This is a genomic window from Rubrivivax soli, from assembly GCF_049810355.1.
Classification (GTDB): domain Bacteria; phylum Pseudomonadota; class Gammaproteobacteria; order Burkholderiales; family Burkholderiaceae_C; genus Rubrivivax.
Genome location: NZ_CP187368.1, coordinates 3,718,261 through 3,733,957, shown reverse-complemented (window position 1 = coordinate 3,733,957; position 15,697 = coordinate 3,718,261). Strand labels below are relative to the sequence as shown.

The following is a 15,697-nucleotide window of genomic DNA, read 5'->3' as shown; positions in this document are numbered from 1 at the left end:
GCCCACAGGGGGTGGAGCGCGAAACAACAGGGCGACGCAATGAACCAGGACTTTCCGAGACTGCTGGGCGACATCGGCGGCACGCACGCGCGCTGGGCCTGGCAGCCGGCGGACGGCGCTGCGCTGCAGGACGTCGCCGTGCGGCGCTGCGACGCCCACGCCACGCTGGCCGAGTCGGCGCGCGACTACATGGCGGCCAACGGCCATGCGGCTCCGCGCGCCGCCTGCATCGGCGTGGCCACGCCGGTCACCGGCGACCGGGTGCAGATGACGAACAACCGCTGGGCGTTCTCGATCGCGCAGCTGCAGCGCGAGCTGGGCGTGGCGCGCTGCCTGGTGCTCAACGACTTCACGGCGCTGGCGATGAGCCTGGGCGCGCTCGGCCCGCAGGACCTGCGGCGCATCGGCGGGGGCGACGGCCAGGGCGAGCCCGCGGCACCGCTGGCCCTGCTGGGGCCGGGCACCGGGCTCGGCGTCTCGGGCCTGCTGCCGGGCCCCGGCGGCGCGTGGCTGCCGCTGGCCGGCGAAGGCGGCCATGTCACGCTGGCCGCCGTCGACGACGAGGAAGCCGCCGTGCTGGACGTGCTGCGCCAGCGCTTCGACCACGTCTCGGCCGAGCGCGCGCTGTCGGGCCCGGGGCTGGTGCACCTGCACGACGCGCTGTGCACGCTGGCCGGCCGCAGCGCGCCGCCACGCACGCCGGCCGACGTGGTGGCCGCGGCGCTGGACGGCAGCGACACCACCTGCGTGCAGGCGGTGCGGCTGTTCTCCGGCTTCCTGGGCAGCGTGGCCGGCAACCTGGCGCTGACGCTGGGCGCGCGCGGCGGCGTCTACGTCGGCGGCGGCATCGTGCCGCGGCTGGGCGCGGCGTTCGACGACCTGCACTTCCGCCAGCGCTTCGAGGCCAAGGGCCGGTTTGCCGCCTACCTGCAGCCGGTGCCGACCTGGGCCATCACCGCCGCCACGCCGGCCCTGCTGGGCGCGGCGCGGGCGCTCGACCTGATGCCCGGCTGAAGGCGCACAGCGGCGCGCGCGCATCCGTGGATAGACTGCCGTGGTGCTGAACACCTTCTTCGACAGCCCGCGCATGATCGCCGACATCGGCGGCACGTACGCGCGCTTCGCGCTGGAAACCGCGCCGGCGCACTTCGAGCACCAGGCCTCGCTGCGCTGCGCCGACCACGCCGACTTCCACGCCGCCGTCACCGCCTACCTGGGCACCCTGCCGGCCGACATGGCCGCGCTGGAGCACGCTGGCATCGCGATCGCCAACCCGGTCGAAGGCGACCAGGTGCGCATGACGAACTACCACTGGCAGTTCAGCATCGAGCAGATGCGCGAGCGGCTGGGCCTGCAGACGCTGGTGGTGGTGAACGACTTCACCGCGCTGGCGATGGCGCTGCCGCGGCTGGGGCCGCACCAGCGCCGGCAGGTCGGCGGCGGCGCGGCACGCGAGCGCAGCGTGGTCGGCGTGCTGGGCGCGGGCACGGGCCTGGGCGTGTCGGGCCTGATCCCGGCCTACGACGGCTGGGTCGCGCTGGGCACCGAGGGCGGCCACACCAGCTTCGCGCCACGCGACGAGCGCGAGATCGCCATCCTGCGCTACGCGATGCGCGAGTTCAGCCACGTCTCGTTCGAGCGGCTGCTGTCCGGCCGCGGCATCGAGCTCATCTACCGCGCCCTGCTCGACCACGCCGGGCGCCCGGTGGAGCCGCTGCCGGCGCCCGAGATCACGCGCCGCGCGCTGGCGGGCAGCGACGCCGTCTGCACCGAGACCCTCGACGCCTTCTGCGCCGTGCTGGGCACCACGGCAGGCAACCTGGCGGTGACGCTGGGCGCCTTCGGCGGCATCTACATCGGCGGCGGCATCGTGCCGCGGCTGGGCGACTACTTCGACCGCAGCCCGTTCCGCGCCCGCTTCGAGGACAAGGGCCGCTTCAGCGCCTACGTGCGCGACATCCCGAGCTTCGTCGTCACGGCCGAGCAGGCCACGTTCGTCGGCGTCTCGGCGATCCTGCACGAGCAGCTGCGCGGCGGCGCGCCGGCGGGCAGCGGCGATCCGGCCCGCGACGGCGCCACCATCCTGGGCCAGATCCAGCGCGCGCGGCCGCAGCTGTCGCCGGCCGAGCGCCGCGTGGCCGACCACGTGCTGGCGCATCCGCGCTCGGCGCTGAACGATCCCATCGCCACCATCGCGCGTGCCGCTTCGGTGAGCCAGCCCACGGTGATCCGCTTCTGCCGCAGCCTGGGCTGCGAGGGCCTGTCGGACTTCAAGCTGCGCCTGGCCTCGGGGCTGACCTCGACCGTGCCCGTCACGCACACGCAGGTGACCGGTGAGGACACGATGCTGGAGCTGGGCGTGAAGGTGCTGGGCAACACCGCCAGCGCCATCCTGCAGGTGCGCGACCACCTGAACCGCGAGACGATCGACCGCGCCATCGAGGTGCTGACCGCCGCGCGGCGCGTGGAGTTCTACGCCGTGGGCCACTACGGCGTGGTCGCCGACGACGCGCAGTTCAAGTTCCTGCGCTTCGGCGTGCCCAGCACCTCGCTCACCGACTCCCGGCTGCAACTGCTGGCGGCCAGCGTGCTGGTGCCGGGCGACGTGGCCGTCATCATCAGCAGCAGCGGGCGCATCGACGAGCTGCTGGAGGTGGCCGACGCGGCGCACGCCCGCGGCGCCGCCGTCATCGCCATCACGGCCAGCCAGTCGCCGCTGACGAAGAAGGCCGACGTGGCGCTGATCGTCGACCACGTGGAGGACGTGGCCACGCACGTGCCGATGATCAGCCGCATCCTGCACCTGCTGGTGATCGACATCCTGGCGGTGGGCGTGGCGATGCGCCGCGGCGCGCCCAACGGCGCCGCGCTGCCCGACGCCACCGCCGCCGGCCTCGACGAGACCCAGGGCGCGCAGCCCGACAGCGCACAACCCCCCGCCGACGCGGCGGCCCCGAAGGCTGCGCGGCGTGTCGGATTGGGCATCAGCAGTGCCGGTCCGCTGGCCCATCTGACCTCGCACAGCCGCTAAACTACGCGCCTCGCCCCGAGGAGCGTTGCGATGGCCCGGCCCCTGCGCCGCCGGCCACCAGGCTCGGGGCCCTGCGGCCGCCACCCCCCCGGCGCCGCGGCGTGACAACGGCGCTCACTCCCGACGGACCTGCGGAGTGATGCCCATGCGACCCCAACCCCCTGCGATGCGACTGTCCGGCCTGGAGCCGGTGACCCTGGACGCGGGCGCGCTGTTCGTCAACATCGGCGAGCGCACCAACGTCACGGGCAGCAAGGCGTTCGCGCGCATGATCCTCGAAGGCCGCTTCGAGGACGCCCTGAGCGTGGCGCGGCAGCAGGTCGAGAACGGCGCGCAGATCATCGACGTCAACATGGACGAGGCCATGCTCGACTCGGCCGCGGCGATGGAGCGCTTCCTGAAGCTGATCGCGGGCGAGCCCGAGATCGCGCGCGTGCCGATCATGATCGACAGCAGCAAGTGGAGCGTCATCGAGGCCGGCCTGAAGTGCATCCAGGGCAAGGGCATCGTCAACAGCATCAGCCTGAAGGAAGGCGAGGCCGAGTTCAGGCGCCAGGCCACGCTGGTGCGCCGCTACGGCGCCGCCGCCGTGGTGATGGCCTTCGACGAACAGGGCCAGGCCGACACCTGCCAGCGCAAGATCGAGATCTGCGCGCGCGCCTACCGCGTGCTGGTCGACGAGGTCGGCTTCCCGCCCGAGGACATCATCTTCGACCCCAACATCTTCGCCATCGCCACCGGGATCGAGGAGCACAACAACTACGCGGTCGACTTCATCGAGGCCACGCGCTGGATCAAGCAGAACCTGCCCGGCGCGAAGGTCAGCGGCGGCGTCTCGAACGTGAGCTTCAGCTTCCGCGGCAACGACCCTGTGCGCGAGGCCATCCACACCGTGTTCCTGTACCACGCGATCCAGGCCGGCATGGACATGGGCATCGTCAACGCCGGCATGGTCGGCGTGTACGACGACCTCGAGCCCGGTCTGCGCGAACGCGTGGAAGACGTGGTGCTGAACCGCCGCCCCGACGCCGGCGAACGGCTGGTCGAGATCGCCGAAAGCGCCAAGGGCCTGAGCAAGGACGACAGCGCGCGCCTGGCCTGGCGCGCCGGCGACGTGAACGAGCGCCTGAGCCACGCGCTGGTGCACGGCATCACCGAGTTCATCACCGCCGACACCGAGGAAGCCTGGGTCGCCATCCGCGACAGCGGCGGCCGCCCGCTGCACGTGATCGAAGGCCCGCTGATGGCCGGCATGAACGTGGTCGGCGACCTGTTCGGCCAGGGCAAGATGTTCCTGCCCCAGGTGGTGAAGAGCGCCCGCGTGATGAAGCAGGCGGTGGCCCACCTGCTGCCCTACATCGAGGCCGAGAAGAAGGCGATGGTCGATGCGGGCGGCGAGGCCAGACCCAAGGGCAAGATCGTCATCGCCACCGTGAAGGGCGATGTGCACGACATCGGCAAGAACATCGTCACGGTGGTCCTGCAGTGCAACAACTTCGAGGTCGTGAACATGGGCGTGATGGTGCCCTGCCAGGACATCCTGGCCAAGGCACGCGTCGAGGGCGCCGACATCATCGGCCTGAGCGGCCTGATCACGCCCAGCCTGGAAGAGATGCAGCACGTGGCCGCCGAGATGCAGCGCGACGACTACTTCCGCATGAAGAAGATCCCGCTGCTGATCGGCGGCGCCACCTGCAGCCGGGTGCACACCGCGGTGAAGATCGCGCCGCACTACGAAGGCCCGGTGGTCTACGTGCCCGACGCCTCGCGCAGCGTGGGCGTGTGCTCCGACCTGCTGAGCGACGAGCGCGCGGCGAAGTTCATCGACGACCTGAACAGCGACTACGACCGCGTGCGCCAGCTGCACGCCAGCAAGAAGGCCACGCCGCTGGTGACGCTGGAGCAGGCGCGCGCGAACAAGGCGCGCATGGACTGGCCGGCCAGCACGCCGCCGGCACCGAAGTTCATCGGCCGGCGCGTCTTCCGCAACTACGACCTGGCCGAGCTGGCGCAGCACATCGACTGGGGCCCGTTCTTCCAGACCTGGGACCTGGCCGGCCGCTTCCCCGAGATCCTGCGCGACGAGATCGTCGGCCACGAGGCGCAGCGTGTCTTCAGCGACGGCAAGCGGCTGCTGCAGCGTGCCATCGAGGGCCGCTGGATGCAGGCCAGCGGCGTGATGTGCCTGCTGCCGGCGAACACGGTGGACGACGACACGATCGAGATCTACACCGACGCCAGCCGCAGCCAGGTGGCGCTGCGCTGGAGCCCGCTGCGGCTGCAGACCGAGCGGCCGGTGGTCGATGGCGTGCTGCGGCCCAACCGCAGCCTGGCCGACTTCATCGCGCCCAAGGGCGTGGCCGCCGACCACATCGGCCTGTTCGCGGTGACCGCCGGCCTCGGGCTCGAAAAGAAGGAACGCCAGTTCGCCGACGACCACGACGACTACAGCGCGATCATGCTGAAGGCGCTGGCCGATCGCCTGGCCGAGGCCTTCGCCGAGCGCCTGCACCAGCGCGTGCGCACCGAGTTCTGGGGCTACGCGCCGCACGAGGCGCTGACGACCGAGCAGCTGATCGCCGAGCAGTACCAGGGCATCCGCCCGGCCCCGGGCTACCCGGCCTGCCCCGACCACAGCGTCAAGCGCGACATGTTCCGCGTGCTGCAGGCCGGCGAGATCGGCATGGCGCTCACCGAGAGCCTGGCGATGACGCCGGCGGCCAGCGTCAGCGGCTTCTACATCGCCCACCCCGAGGCGCGCTACTTCAACGTCGGCCGCATCGGCCACGACCAGCTCGCCGACTGGGCGACGCGGCAGGCGCTGGACCTGCGCGACGCGGAACGGCTGCTGGCGCCGGCGCTGGGGTGAGTCCGCGCGTCTGAGACCGGAAGGTCTCAGACGGCTGACGAAGGCCCGCGGGCGATTCCACGCCCGCGGGCCGGGCACGGCGGCCACTCAGGCCGCCACCAGCGCGCGCTGCAGCTGCAGCGCCTCGGCCACGTGCGCCACCATCACCGGCGCGCTGCCGGCCAGGTCGGCGATGCTGCGCGCGACCTTCAGCGTGCGGTGCAGCCGGCGGCCCGACCAGCCCAGGCGCTCGGCGGCGCTCTGCAGGAAGCGCTGCGCCGCGGCATCGGCGGCGCACAGCCCGTCGATCTGCGCCACGTCCAGCGCCGCGTTGGGCACGCCCTGGCGCTGCAGCGCGATGGCCCGGGCCGCGGCCACGCGCGCCGCGACGACGGCGCTGGTCTCGCCGTCGGGCAACGCCATCAGCTCCGCCGGGCGCACGGCCGGCACCTCGATCTGCAGGTCGATGCGGTCGAGCAGCGGCCCCGACAGCCGGCCCTGGTAGCGCGCCACGGCGTCGGGCGTGCAGCGGCAGGGCCGGCCGGTGGCCGCGGCCGCGCCGAGGTAGCCGCAGGGGCAGGGGTTCATCGCAGCGACGAGCTGGAACGCCGCCGGGAACTGCGCCTGCCGCGCGGCCCGGCTGATCGTGATGCGGCCGGTCTCCAGCGGTTCGCGCAGCGCCTCGAGCGCGCTGCGCGGGAACTCGGGCGTCTCGTCGAGGAACAGCACGCCGCCGTGCGCCAGCGAGATCTCGCCCGGCCGCGGCGGCGAGCCGCCGCCCACCAGCGCCGGCGCGCTGGCCGAGTGGTGCGGCGACCGCACCGGCCGGCGGCCGAAGGCCTGCGCATCGAAACCCTGCGCCGTCAGCCCCTGCAGCGCAGCGCTGACCAGCGCCTCGTCGGCGTCCATTGGCGGCAGCAGGCCGGGCAGGCGCTGCGCCAGCATCGACTTGCCGGCGCCGGGTGGGCCCACCAACAGCAGGCTGTGGCCGCCCGCCGCAGCGATCTCGAGCACCCGCTTGGCACCGGCCTGGCCTTTCACGTCGCGCAGGTCGGGGCCGGGCGGCGCGGGCGGGGCCGCCAGGGCCACGGCCACCGGCAGCGGCGTGGCGGCTTCGCCGGGCAGCAGGGCCTGCACCACCTGCGTCAGGTGGCTGGCGCGGCGCACGTCGATGCCCGCCACCTGCGCGGCCGCCCGGGCGCTCTCGGCGGGCAGCACCAGGGCACGGCGGCTGCCGGCGCGCCGCAGCGCCAGGCCCAGCGCCAGCGCGCCGCGCACCGGGCGCAGCTCGCCGGCCAGCGACAGCTCGCCGGCGAATTCGTGCGCCGCCACGCGGGCCGCGTCCAGCACGCCGGCCGCGGCCAGGATGCCGATCGCGATCGGCAGGTCGAAGCGCCCGCTTTCCTTCGGCAGGTCGGCCGGCGCCAGGTTGACGGTGATGCGCTTGTTGTGGGGGAACGCGAAGCCGCTCTGCTGCAGCGCCGCGCGCACGCGCTCGCGCGACTCCTTGACCTCGGTGTCGGCCAGGCCCACCAGCATGAAGCTGGGCAGGCCGTTGGCGAGTTGCACCTCGACGTGCACCTCGGGCGCGTCCAGGGCATCGAGCGCACGGCTCGTCACGGTCGCCAGCGACATCCGGTGTCTCCTGTTCGTGGGCGGCCGATTGTGGGGAGCCGGCCCCGGGGCCCCACCCGCACCAAAGGGGGGACGGCGGGGGATGGGCACCAAAGTCGTGCGCCATGTTTCGGACTGTGCGGTGCGGCGCCTCAAGTCGGTGCCCGGCGCCGGGGCACGCCGCTGGCACAGAAGCTGCGACATGGCCGGCAGTCCTGTCGAACCCACCCTCTTTCGGAGTCCCCGCATGAAGAACCGTCACCTGACCCTGATCTGTGCCGCCGTGGCCGTGCTGGCGGCCCCGCTGCCGGCCTTGGCCGACGTGGCCGGCAACATCGCCGTCACCACCAAGTACAAGTACCGCGGCCAGGACCAGAGCGATCCCGCCGAGTCGGTGCTGCCGGCCGTGCAGGGCGGCTTCGACTACAGCCTGGGCGGCTTCTACGTCGGCAACTGGAACTCGTCGGTCGGCTTCCTGGGCGGCACCGAGATGGACTTCTACGGCGGCTACCGCGGCGAATTCGGCCCCGTGGCCTACGACGTCGGCCTGCTGCACTACTACTACCCGGGCGCCACCTCGGCCGCCGACACCACCGAGATCTACGGCAGCGTCGGCTACGGCCCGGTGTCGCTGAAGTACTCGAGCACCGTCTCGAGCAAGTACTTCGGCATCGTCGACGGCCAGGGCACCGGCTACCTCGAAGTCAACGCCAAGTGGGAAGCGACCAAGGGCCTGTACCTGATCGGCCACTACGGCACCACGCAGTTCAGCAGCGACGCCAAGGCCGGCGGCGCGGTGAACTACAGCGACTTCAAGGTCGGTGTCGACTACGACCTGGGCGGCGGTTTCACCCTGGGCGGCGCCTATGCCGGCGCGAACAAGAAGAGCACCTACGGCGACATCAACAAGTCGCGCTTCCTGCTCACCGTGACCAAGGCCCTGTGACGGGCCAACTGCAGAGGAACCCCAAATGAAGATGGTGACCGCGATCGTCAAGCCGTTCAAGCTGGACGAAGTTCGTGAGGCCCTCAGTGGCATCGGTGTGCAAGGCATCACCGTGACCGAGGTGAAGGGCTTCGGCCGCCAGAAGGGCCACACCGAGCTCTACCGGGGCGCGGAGTACGTCGTCGACTTCCTGCCCAAGGTGAAGATCGAGGCCGCCGTCGACGACGCCATCGTCGACCGCGTCATCGAGGCGATCGAGGGCGCCGCCCGCACCGGGAAGATCGGCGACGGCAAGATCTTCGTCAGCACGCTGGAGCAGGTCGTGCGCATCCGCACCGGCGAGACCGGCAAGGACGCCCTCTGAGGCGGCCTGCAACACCACACAAGACAACCACCATGAAGAAACTCTTCACCATCCTGGCCCTGGGCGCTGCGCTCATGGGCTTCGGCGGCATGGCGATGGCGCAGGACGCCGCCGCCTCCGCCGCCTCGGCGGCCGCCACCATGGCGGCCTCGGCCCCCGAAGCCGCGGCCGTCGGCCGCGCCGGCAGCCGAAGCCGCCTCGGCGGCGGACGCCGCGCCCGCCGCCGCGCCGACGCCGAACAAGGGCGACGTGGCCTGGCTGCTCGTGTCCACGCTGCTCGTCATCATGATGGCCATCCCCGGCCTGGCGCTGTTCTACGGCGGCCTGGTGCGCAGCAAGAACATGCTGTCGGTGCTGATGCAGGTGTTCGTGACCTTCTCGATGATCTGCGTGCTGTGGGTCGTCTACGGCTACAGCCTGGCCTTCACCGAGGGCAACGCCTTCATCGGCGGCTTCGACCGGCTGTTCCTGAAGGGCGTGTTCGACCCCGCCACCGGCGCCTTCGCGATGGGCGCCACGTTCAGCAAGGGCGTGGTCATCCCCGAGATCGTGTTCGTCGCCTTCCAGGCCACGTTCGCGGCCATCACCTGCGGCCTGATCGTCGGCGCCTTCGCCGAGCGCATCAAGTTCGGCGCGGTGCTGATGTTCATGGCGCTGTGGTTCACCTTCAGCTACGCGCCGGTGGCCCACATGGTGTGGTTCTGGATGGGCCCGGACGCCTACGCCAGTGCCGATCTGGTGGACGGCCTGAACAGCAAGGCCGGCCTGATCTGGCAGTGGGGCGCGCTGGACTTCGCCGGCGGCACCGTGGTGCACATCAATGCCGCCGTGGCGGGCCTGGTGGGCGCCTACATGATCGGCAAGCGCGTGGGCTACGGCAAGGAATCGATGGCGCCGCACAGCCTGACGCTGACCATGGTCGGTGCCTCGCTGCTGTGGGTGGGCTGGTTCGGCTTCAACGCGGGTTCCGCGCTGGAAGCCGGCAACAGCGCCGCGCTGGCCTTCCTGAACACGCTGACCGCCACCGCCGCTGCCGTGCTGGCCTGGTGCGCCGGTGAAGCGCTGCTGAAGGGCAAGGCCTCGATGCTGGGTGCTGCCTCGGGTGCCGTCGCCGGCCTCGTGGCGATCACGCCGGCCGCTGGCAACGTCGGCATCGTCGGCGGCCTGGTCATCGGCCTGATCGCCGGCTTCGTCTGCCTGTGGGGCGTGAACGGCCTGAAGAAGCTGCTGGGTGCGGACGATTCGCTGGATGTCTTCGGCATCCACGGCGTCGGCGGCATCGTCGGCGCGCTGCTGACCGGTGTCTTCAACAGCCAGGCGCTGGGCGGCCCGGGCCTGGTGACCGACTGGGTCACCGCCACCGTCGGCTCCAACGGCATCGGCACCCAGGTCTGGATCCAGCTGAAGGGCGTGCTGCTGACCATCGTCTGGTCGGCCGTGGTCTCGGTGATCGCGTTCAAGATTGTCGACCTGACGATCGGCCTGCGCGTGCCGGAAGACGAAGAGCGCGAAGGCCTGGACATCACCTCGCACGGCGAGACGGCCTACAACAAGTGATGCTGCACGCAATCCGGCCCTGCGGCCGGGTTGCACGGCGATCGCTGCGGCGGGCTCCTTCGGGAGCCCGCTTTGTCTTTGTGGCGTGCCTAGAATCCGTCCATGGTTCCTCACCTCATCACTGCGCTGTCCGGGCCGATCAACGAACTCGAGGCGCGCGTGCTCGAGTCCATGCCGGCCATCGAACGCTGGTTCCGCCTCGAATGGATGGAGCACACGCCGCCGTTCTACACCTCGGTGGACCTGCGCAACGCCGGCTTCAAGCTCGCACCGGTGGCGACCAACCTGTTCCCGGGCGGCTTCAACAACCTCACGCCCGAGATGCTGCCGCTGGCGGTGCAGGCGGCGATGGCGGCGATCGAGAAGATCTGCCCCGAGGCGAAGAACCTGCTGCTGATCCCCGAAGAGGCGCAGTCGCGCAACACCTTCTACCTGAGCAGCCTGCAATGCCTGGTGCGCGTGTTCACGCAGGCGGGGCTCAACGTGCGCCTGGGCACGCTGGACGCGGCGATCAAGAAGCCGACGCAGCTGAGCCTGCCCGACGGCAGCACGCTGACGCTGGAGCCGCTGGTGCGCGCGCGCGGCCGCCTGGGGCTGAAGGACTTCGACCCCTGCACCATCCTGCTCAACAACCACCTGGCGCCGGGCGTGCCCGAGGTGCTGCAGGGCCTGCACCAGCAGTACCTGCTGCCGCCGCTGCACGCCAGCTGGGCCACGCGGCGCAAGAGCCGGCACTTCCAGAGCTACGAAGAGGTGGCGAAGAAGTTCGCCAAGCTGCTGGGCATGGACCCGTGGCTCATCAACCCGATGTTCGCGCAGTGCGGGCAGGTCGACTTCGCCGAGGCCAGCGGCCTGGAATGCGTGCAGGGCCACGCCGACGCGCTGCTGACCAAGATCCGTCGCAAGTACAAGGAATACGGCATCAACGAGAAGCCCTTCGTCGTCGTCAAGGCCGACAACGGCGGCGACGGCCAGGGCCTGGTGACGCTGCGCGATGCGAAGGAGTTCGAGGAGATCGCACGCCGCGCGCGCCTGGACGGACTGCCGCCGGTGGGCCGCGAGGTCATCATCCAGGAAGGCGTGCCAACCTCCGAGCGCATGAACGACGCGGTGGCCGAGCCGGTGGTCTACATGATCGACCGCTACGTGGTCGGCGGCTTCTACCGCGTGCACGCCGAGCGCGGCACCGACGAGAACCTGAACGCGCCCGGCTCGCGCTTCGTGCCGCTGGCCTTCGCCGAGAGCAACCAGCTGCCCCGTGCCGGCGTCAAGCCCGGCGCCAGCGCGCCCAACCGCTTCTACATGTACGGCGTCATCGGCCGCCTGGCGATGCTGGCCGCGGCCTACGAGCTGGAGGCCACGGACCCCGAGGCCGAGATCTACGAATAGGGGTGCGATTAGGCGAGCGCGCCCATGGTGCAGCGCACCATGATCGCGTAGCATCCTCCGACGCGCGCTGGCTGCCAGGCCGGCGTCCGCGCCAGCAGTGACCCCCACCTCCACGCCTTCTGCCCCCCGCTCGCCGGCTGCCCTGGCCGCGCTGACGCTCGGTGCGCTGGGCGTGGTCTACGGCGACATCGGCACCAGCCCGCTGTACGCGCTGAAGGAAGTCTTCCACGCCGGCCACGTGCCGGTGACGCGCGACAACATCCTGGGCGTGCTGTCGCTGATCTTCTGGACCATGACGACCGTGGTCTCGCTGAAGTACGTGCTGCTGATCCTGCGCGCGGACAACAACGGCGAAGGCGGCCTGATCGCGATGCTGGCGCTGGCCACCACGGCGGTGGCCGGGCGGCCGCGGCTGCGCAGCACGCTGCTGGTGGTGGGCATGTTCGGCACCGCGGTCTTCTACGGCGACGGCGTCATCACGCCGGCGATCTCGGTGCTGTCGGCGGTGGAAGGGCTGGAAGTGGCGGTGGCCTCGCCGCTGCTGCACGAGGCGGTGATCCCGATCACGCTGCTGGTGCTGACGGCACTGTTCGCCGTGCAGCGCTTCGGCACCGGCGGCATCGGCCGCGCCTTCGGCCCGGTGACGCTGCTGTGGTTCGTGGTGCTGATCGCGCTCGGCCTGCCGCACGTGGCGATGCACCCCGAAGTGCTGGTGGCGCTGTCGCCCACGCACGCGCTGCGCTTCATCACCACGCAGCCGCTGGTGGCCTTCATCGCGCTGGGCGCGGTGGTGCTGTGCGTCACCGGCGGCGAGGCGCTCTACGCCGACCTCGGCCACTTCGGCAAGCTGCCGATCCGCATCGCCTGGTACGGCCTGGTGATGCCGGCGCTGGTGGTGAACTACTTCGGCCAGGGCGCGCTGCTGCTGCAGGACCCGGCCGCGGTGGAGAACCCGTTCTACCTGCTGGCGCCTGGCTGGGCGCGGCTGCCGCTGGTGGTGCTGGCGACGGCGGCGACGGTGATCGCGTCGCAGGCGCTGATCACGGCGGCGTTCTCGGTCACCAAGCAGGCGATCCAGCTCGGCCTGCTGCCGCGCATGCGCGTGCAGCACACCAGCGTGCGCGACACCGGGCAGATCTACGTGCCCTTCGTGAACTGGGGCCTGTACGTCTTCATCGTGCTGGCGGTGGTGCTGTTCGGCAGCAGCAGCAAGCTGGCCTCGGCCTACGGCATCGCGGTCACGCTGGACATGACCATCACCACCGTGATGACCTTCTACGTCATCCGCTACGGCTGGAAATACCCGCTGCTGCCCTGCCTGCTGGCCACCGGCTTCTTCTTCGTCATCGACGTCACCTTCTTCGCGTCGAACATGCTCAAGCTGCTGGCCGGCGGCTGGTTCCCCATCGTCATCGGCATCGGCATGTTCACGCTGATGCTGACCTGGATGCAGGGCCGCAAGCTGGTGGCCGACCGGCTGCGCGACGACGCGATCGAGCTGCGCGGCTTCCTCGACGCGGTGTTCGTGAACCCGCCCACGCGCGTGGACGGCACGGCCGTGTTCCTGTCGGCCGAGGCCGGGCTGACGCCCAACGCGCTGATGCACAACCTCAAGCACAACAAGGTGCTGCATGCGTACAACCTGTTCGTGCACGTGCGCCACCACGAGGTGCCGTGGATCGGCTTCGCGCAGCGCACCGAGATGCAGCCGCTGGGCCACGACTGCTGGCAGGTGACGCTGCACTTCGGCTTCAAGAACGACCCCGACGTGCCCGAGGCGCTGCAGCTGCTGGCCGGCCGCGGCGTGCCGCTGGACCCGATGGACACCAGCTACTTCCTCAGCCGCGACACCGTGATCCCCACCTTCGGCGGCGGCATGGCGCTGTGGCGCGAGAAGCTCTTCGCCGGCATGCACCGCAACGCCTCGGCGGCGGCCGACTTCCTGAACCTGCCGGCCAACCGCATCGTCGAGCTGGGCTCGAAGGTCGAGATCTAGCCAGCCCCCGGGGGGGCCGTGCGCGCGTCGCTGGCGATGCGCCCGTCCACCAGCGTGATCGTGCGGTCGCAGCGCGCCGCCAGCCGCGGATCGTGCGTGACGACGAGGAACGAGGTCTGCAGCTGCGCGTGCATCTGCCGCAGCAGCGCGAACACCTCGTCGGCGGACGCCGTGTCGAGGTTGCCGGTGGGTTCGTCGGCCAGCACCAGCGGCGGCTGCAGCACCACGGCGCGCGCGATCGCCACCCGCTGCTGCATGCCACCCGAAAGCTCGCCGGGGCGCTTGTGCATCGCGGCACCCAGGCCCACCGCGTCGAGCACGGCACGCGCGTGCGCCAGCCGCGCGGCGCTGACGCGGCCTTCGCGCATCAGCGCCGGCAGCGTCACGTTCTCCAGGGCGCTGAAGGCGGGCAGCAGGTGGTGGAACTGGAACACGAAGCCCAGCGTCGTGGCGCGGCGCTGCGTCAGCGCCGCGTCGTCCAGCGCGGCCGTGTCCTCGCCGTCGATGCGGTAGCTGCCGCCGCTCAGGCGTTCGAGCAGGCCGATGATGTTCAGCAGCGTGCTCTTGCCCGAACCCGACGGCCCGATCAGCGCCGCGAACTCGCCGCGCGCCAGCGTCAGGTCGATGCCGTGCAGCACCTCGGCCTCGTTGGGCCGGCCCACGTTGTAGCGCTTGGTCACGCCGGCCAGCGCGATCAGCGGGTCGGTGTGGGCGGCCATCAGCTGCGGATCGCCTGCGCCGGGTCGAGCCTGGCCGCGCGCCGCGCCGGTGCCACCGCGGCCAGCACGCCCGAGACGCAGGCCACCGCCGCCACCTGCAGCGCCAGCAGCGGCGGCAGCATGATGCTGAACAGCGGCAGCCCGTCGGAGCCGCGCACGAAGTGCGTGAAGGCCCAGATGAGCGCCACCGCCAGCGCGATGCCCAGCACCGCGCCGAGCACGCCGACGATGGCGCCCTGCAGCAGGAAGACGCGCAGCACCTGCCCCTGCGTGGCACCCATCGCGCGCAGGATGCCGATCTCGCGCCGCTTCTGCACCACCGACACCACCAGCACGCTGGCGATGCCCAGCACCACCACCACCAGCACGACGGCGCGGATCAGTGCCGTGCTGACGCTCTGGGCATTCAGCGCCGACACCAGCTGCGCGTTCGCCTGCTGCCAGCTTTCGGCCTCGAACGGCCAGCGGGCGCCGAGGTCGGCGGCCAGCGCCTCGGCGCGCCAGATGTCCTTGAGCGTCAGGTCCAGGCTGGTGGCGCCACCGGGCAGGCCGGCCAGGCTCTGCGCTGCGCGCAACGGCACGATCACGGTGCGGCGGTTCAGCTCGCGCACGCCCAGGTCCACCAGCGCCGTGACGCGCAGCGCGTCGCGCACGCCGCCGACGACGATGGCGACGCGGTCGCCCACGCGAACGCCCAGGTCGTCGGCGAGCTCACGGCCCAGCATGCCCTCGCCCGGGCCCAGGCGCGCGGTGCCGGCGACGATCTTGCTGCGCAGCTGCACGATGCGGTCGTAGCGTTCCAGTTCCACGCCCACCAGCGCGATCGACTTCGACGCCGCGCCGCGTTCGGCCAGGCCCGCGGCCGACACCATCGGCGACACGGCGGCCACGTCGGGCAGCGCTTCCAGCAGCGGCAGCAGCGTCTGCCAGTTCGCCATGCTGCGCGGCGGCTCGCTGCGCGGCTGCGTCTGCGCCAGCAACTGCACGCCGGGCTCGGGCGCCCGCGCCGCCACCACGGCGTTGTCGGGCGCGCGCAGCGTCAGATGCGCCTGCGCGCCCAGCGTCTTGTTCAGCGTGTTGGCCTGCAGCCCGGTGATCAGCGCCGAGATGTAGGCGATGACGGCCACGCCCGCCGCGACGCCGACGATGATCAGCAGCGTCTGCATGCGGCCTTCGCGCAGGAAGCGCACGGCGACCTGGCGTTCGAAGGCGAGCCAGTAGGGCATGTGCTTG

10 protein-coding genes and 1 pseudogene are annotated in these 15,697 nt (G+C 71.4%); 8 read left to right on the top strand and 3 right to left on the bottom strand.

Going from position 1 to position 15,697, the window contains the following annotated elements; genetic code table 11:
- Positions 1–39 precede the first annotated feature (39 nt).
- The 3 genes from glk to metH all read left to right on the top strand — a co-directional run bounded on the left by glk (position 40) and on the right by metH (position 5,900).
- Positions 40–1,014, top strand: a complete 975-nt coding sequence (glk, locus tag ACPOLB_RS17035) for a glucokinase (RefSeq protein ID WP_425257212.1) — start codon at positions 40–42, stop codon at positions 1,012–1,014.
- Between the two features lie 73 nt (positions 1,015–1,087).
- Positions 1,088–3,031, top strand: a complete 1,944-nt coding sequence (locus ACPOLB_RS17030; RefSeq protein ID WP_425261939.1) for a glucokinase — start codon at positions 1,088–1,090, stop codon at positions 3,029–3,031.
- 166 nt (positions 3,032–3,197) lie between these two features.
- Positions 3,198–5,900 (top strand): methionine synthase, encoded by a 2,703-nt coding sequence (gene metH / locus ACPOLB_RS17025; protein WP_425257211.1) that lies wholly within the window; start codon positions 3,198–3,200, stop codon positions 5,898–5,900.
- Between the two features lie 87 nt (positions 5,901–5,987).
- Here the strand turns inward: metH and ACPOLB_RS17020 are convergent, their stop codons facing one another.
- Positions 5,988–7,514: a YifB family Mg chelatase-like AAA ATPase gene (locus ACPOLB_RS17020; RefSeq protein WP_425257210.1), complete on the bottom strand. Its 1,527-nt coding sequence runs from the start codon at positions 7,512–7,514 to the stop codon at positions 5,988–5,990.
- A gap of 226 nt (positions 7,515–7,740) precedes the next feature.
- Between ACPOLB_RS17020 and ACPOLB_RS17015 the strand changes: the two genes are divergently transcribed.
- From ACPOLB_RS17015 to ACPOLB_RS16995, 5 genes and pseudogenes are all read left to right on the top strand, one after another.
- Positions 7,741–8,439 carry a TorF family putative porin gene (locus tag ACPOLB_RS17015; protein ID WP_425257209.1) on the top strand — a complete coding sequence of 233 codons (699 nt, stop codon included), beginning with the start codon at positions 7,741–7,743 and terminating at the stop codon, positions 8,437–8,439.
- A gap of 25 nt (positions 8,440–8,464) precedes the next feature.
- The gene (locus ACPOLB_RS17010; RefSeq protein ID WP_425257208.1) at positions 8,465–8,803 is read left to right on the top strand and encodes a P-II family nitrogen regulator; all 339 of its coding nucleotides are present in this window, start codon (positions 8,465–8,467) and stop codon (positions 8,801–8,803) included.
- A gap of 32 nt (positions 8,804–8,835) precedes the next feature.
- Positions 8,836–10,360: pseudogene (locus ACPOLB_RS17005) on the top strand (ammonium transporter).
- A gap of 102 nt (positions 10,361–10,462) precedes the next feature.
- Complete coding sequence (gshA, locus tag ACPOLB_RS17000; RefSeq protein ID WP_425257207.1) at positions 10,463–11,749, top strand: glutamate--cysteine ligase; 1,287 nt, start codon at positions 10,463–10,465, stop codon at positions 11,747–11,749.
- Between the two features lie 97 nt (positions 11,750–11,846).
- Complete coding sequence (locus tag ACPOLB_RS16995) at positions 11,847–13,745, top strand: potassium transporter Kup (protein WP_425257206.1); 1,899 nt, start codon at positions 11,847–11,849, stop codon at positions 13,743–13,745.
- Here the strand turns inward: ACPOLB_RS16995 and ACPOLB_RS16990 are convergent.
- Both ACPOLB_RS16990 and ACPOLB_RS16985 read right to left on the bottom strand, forming a co-directional pair.
- Complete coding sequence (locus tag ACPOLB_RS16990; RefSeq protein WP_425257205.1) at positions 13,742–14,464, bottom strand: ABC transporter ATP-binding protein; 723 nt, start codon at positions 14,462–14,464, stop codon at positions 13,742–13,744. The genes ACPOLB_RS16995 and ACPOLB_RS16990 overlap by 4 nt on opposite strands.
- Complete coding sequence (locus ACPOLB_RS16985) at positions 14,464–15,690, bottom strand: ABC transporter permease (protein WP_425257204.1); 1,227 nt, start codon at positions 15,688–15,690, stop codon at positions 14,464–14,466. The genes ACPOLB_RS16990 and ACPOLB_RS16985 overlap by 1 nt, the downstream gene beginning before the upstream one ends.
- Between the last annotated feature and the right edge of the window lie 7 nt (positions 15,691–15,697).

Excerpts from the sequence above, each read along its gene's own strand:
- glk (WP_425257212.1), top strand. The coding sequence starts at position 40 with ATGAACCAGGACTTTCCGAGACTGCTGGGCGACATCGGCGGCACGCAC.
- ACPOLB_RS17030 (WP_425261939.1), top strand. The coding sequence starts at position 1,088 with ATGATCGCCGACATCGGCGGCACGTACGCGCGCTTCGCGCTGGAAACC.
- metH (WP_425257211.1), top strand. The coding sequence starts at position 3,198 with ATGCGACTGTCCGGCCTGGAGCCGGTGACCCTGGACGCGGGCGCGCTG.
- ACPOLB_RS17020 (WP_425257210.1), bottom strand. The coding sequence starts at position 7,514 with ATGTCGCTGGCGACCGTGACGAGCCGTGCGCTCGATGCCCTGGACGCG.
- ACPOLB_RS17015 (WP_425257209.1), top strand. The coding sequence starts at position 7,741 with ATGAAGAACCGTCACCTGACCCTGATCTGTGCCGCCGTGGCCGTGCTG.
- ACPOLB_RS17010 (WP_425257208.1), top strand. The coding sequence starts at position 8,465 with ATGAAGATGGTGACCGCGATCGTCAAGCCGTTCAAGCTGGACGAAGTT.
- gshA (WP_425257207.1), top strand. The coding sequence starts at position 10,463 with ATGGTTCCTCACCTCATCACTGCGCTGTCCGGGCCGATCAACGAACTC.
- ACPOLB_RS16990 (WP_425257205.1), bottom strand. The coding sequence starts at position 14,464 with ATGGCCGCCCACACCGACCCGCTGATCGCGCTGGCCGGCGTGACCAAG.
- ACPOLB_RS16985 (WP_425257204.1), bottom strand. The coding sequence starts at position 15,690 with ATGCCCTACTGGCTCGCCTTCGAACGCCAGGTCGCCGTGCGCTTCCTG.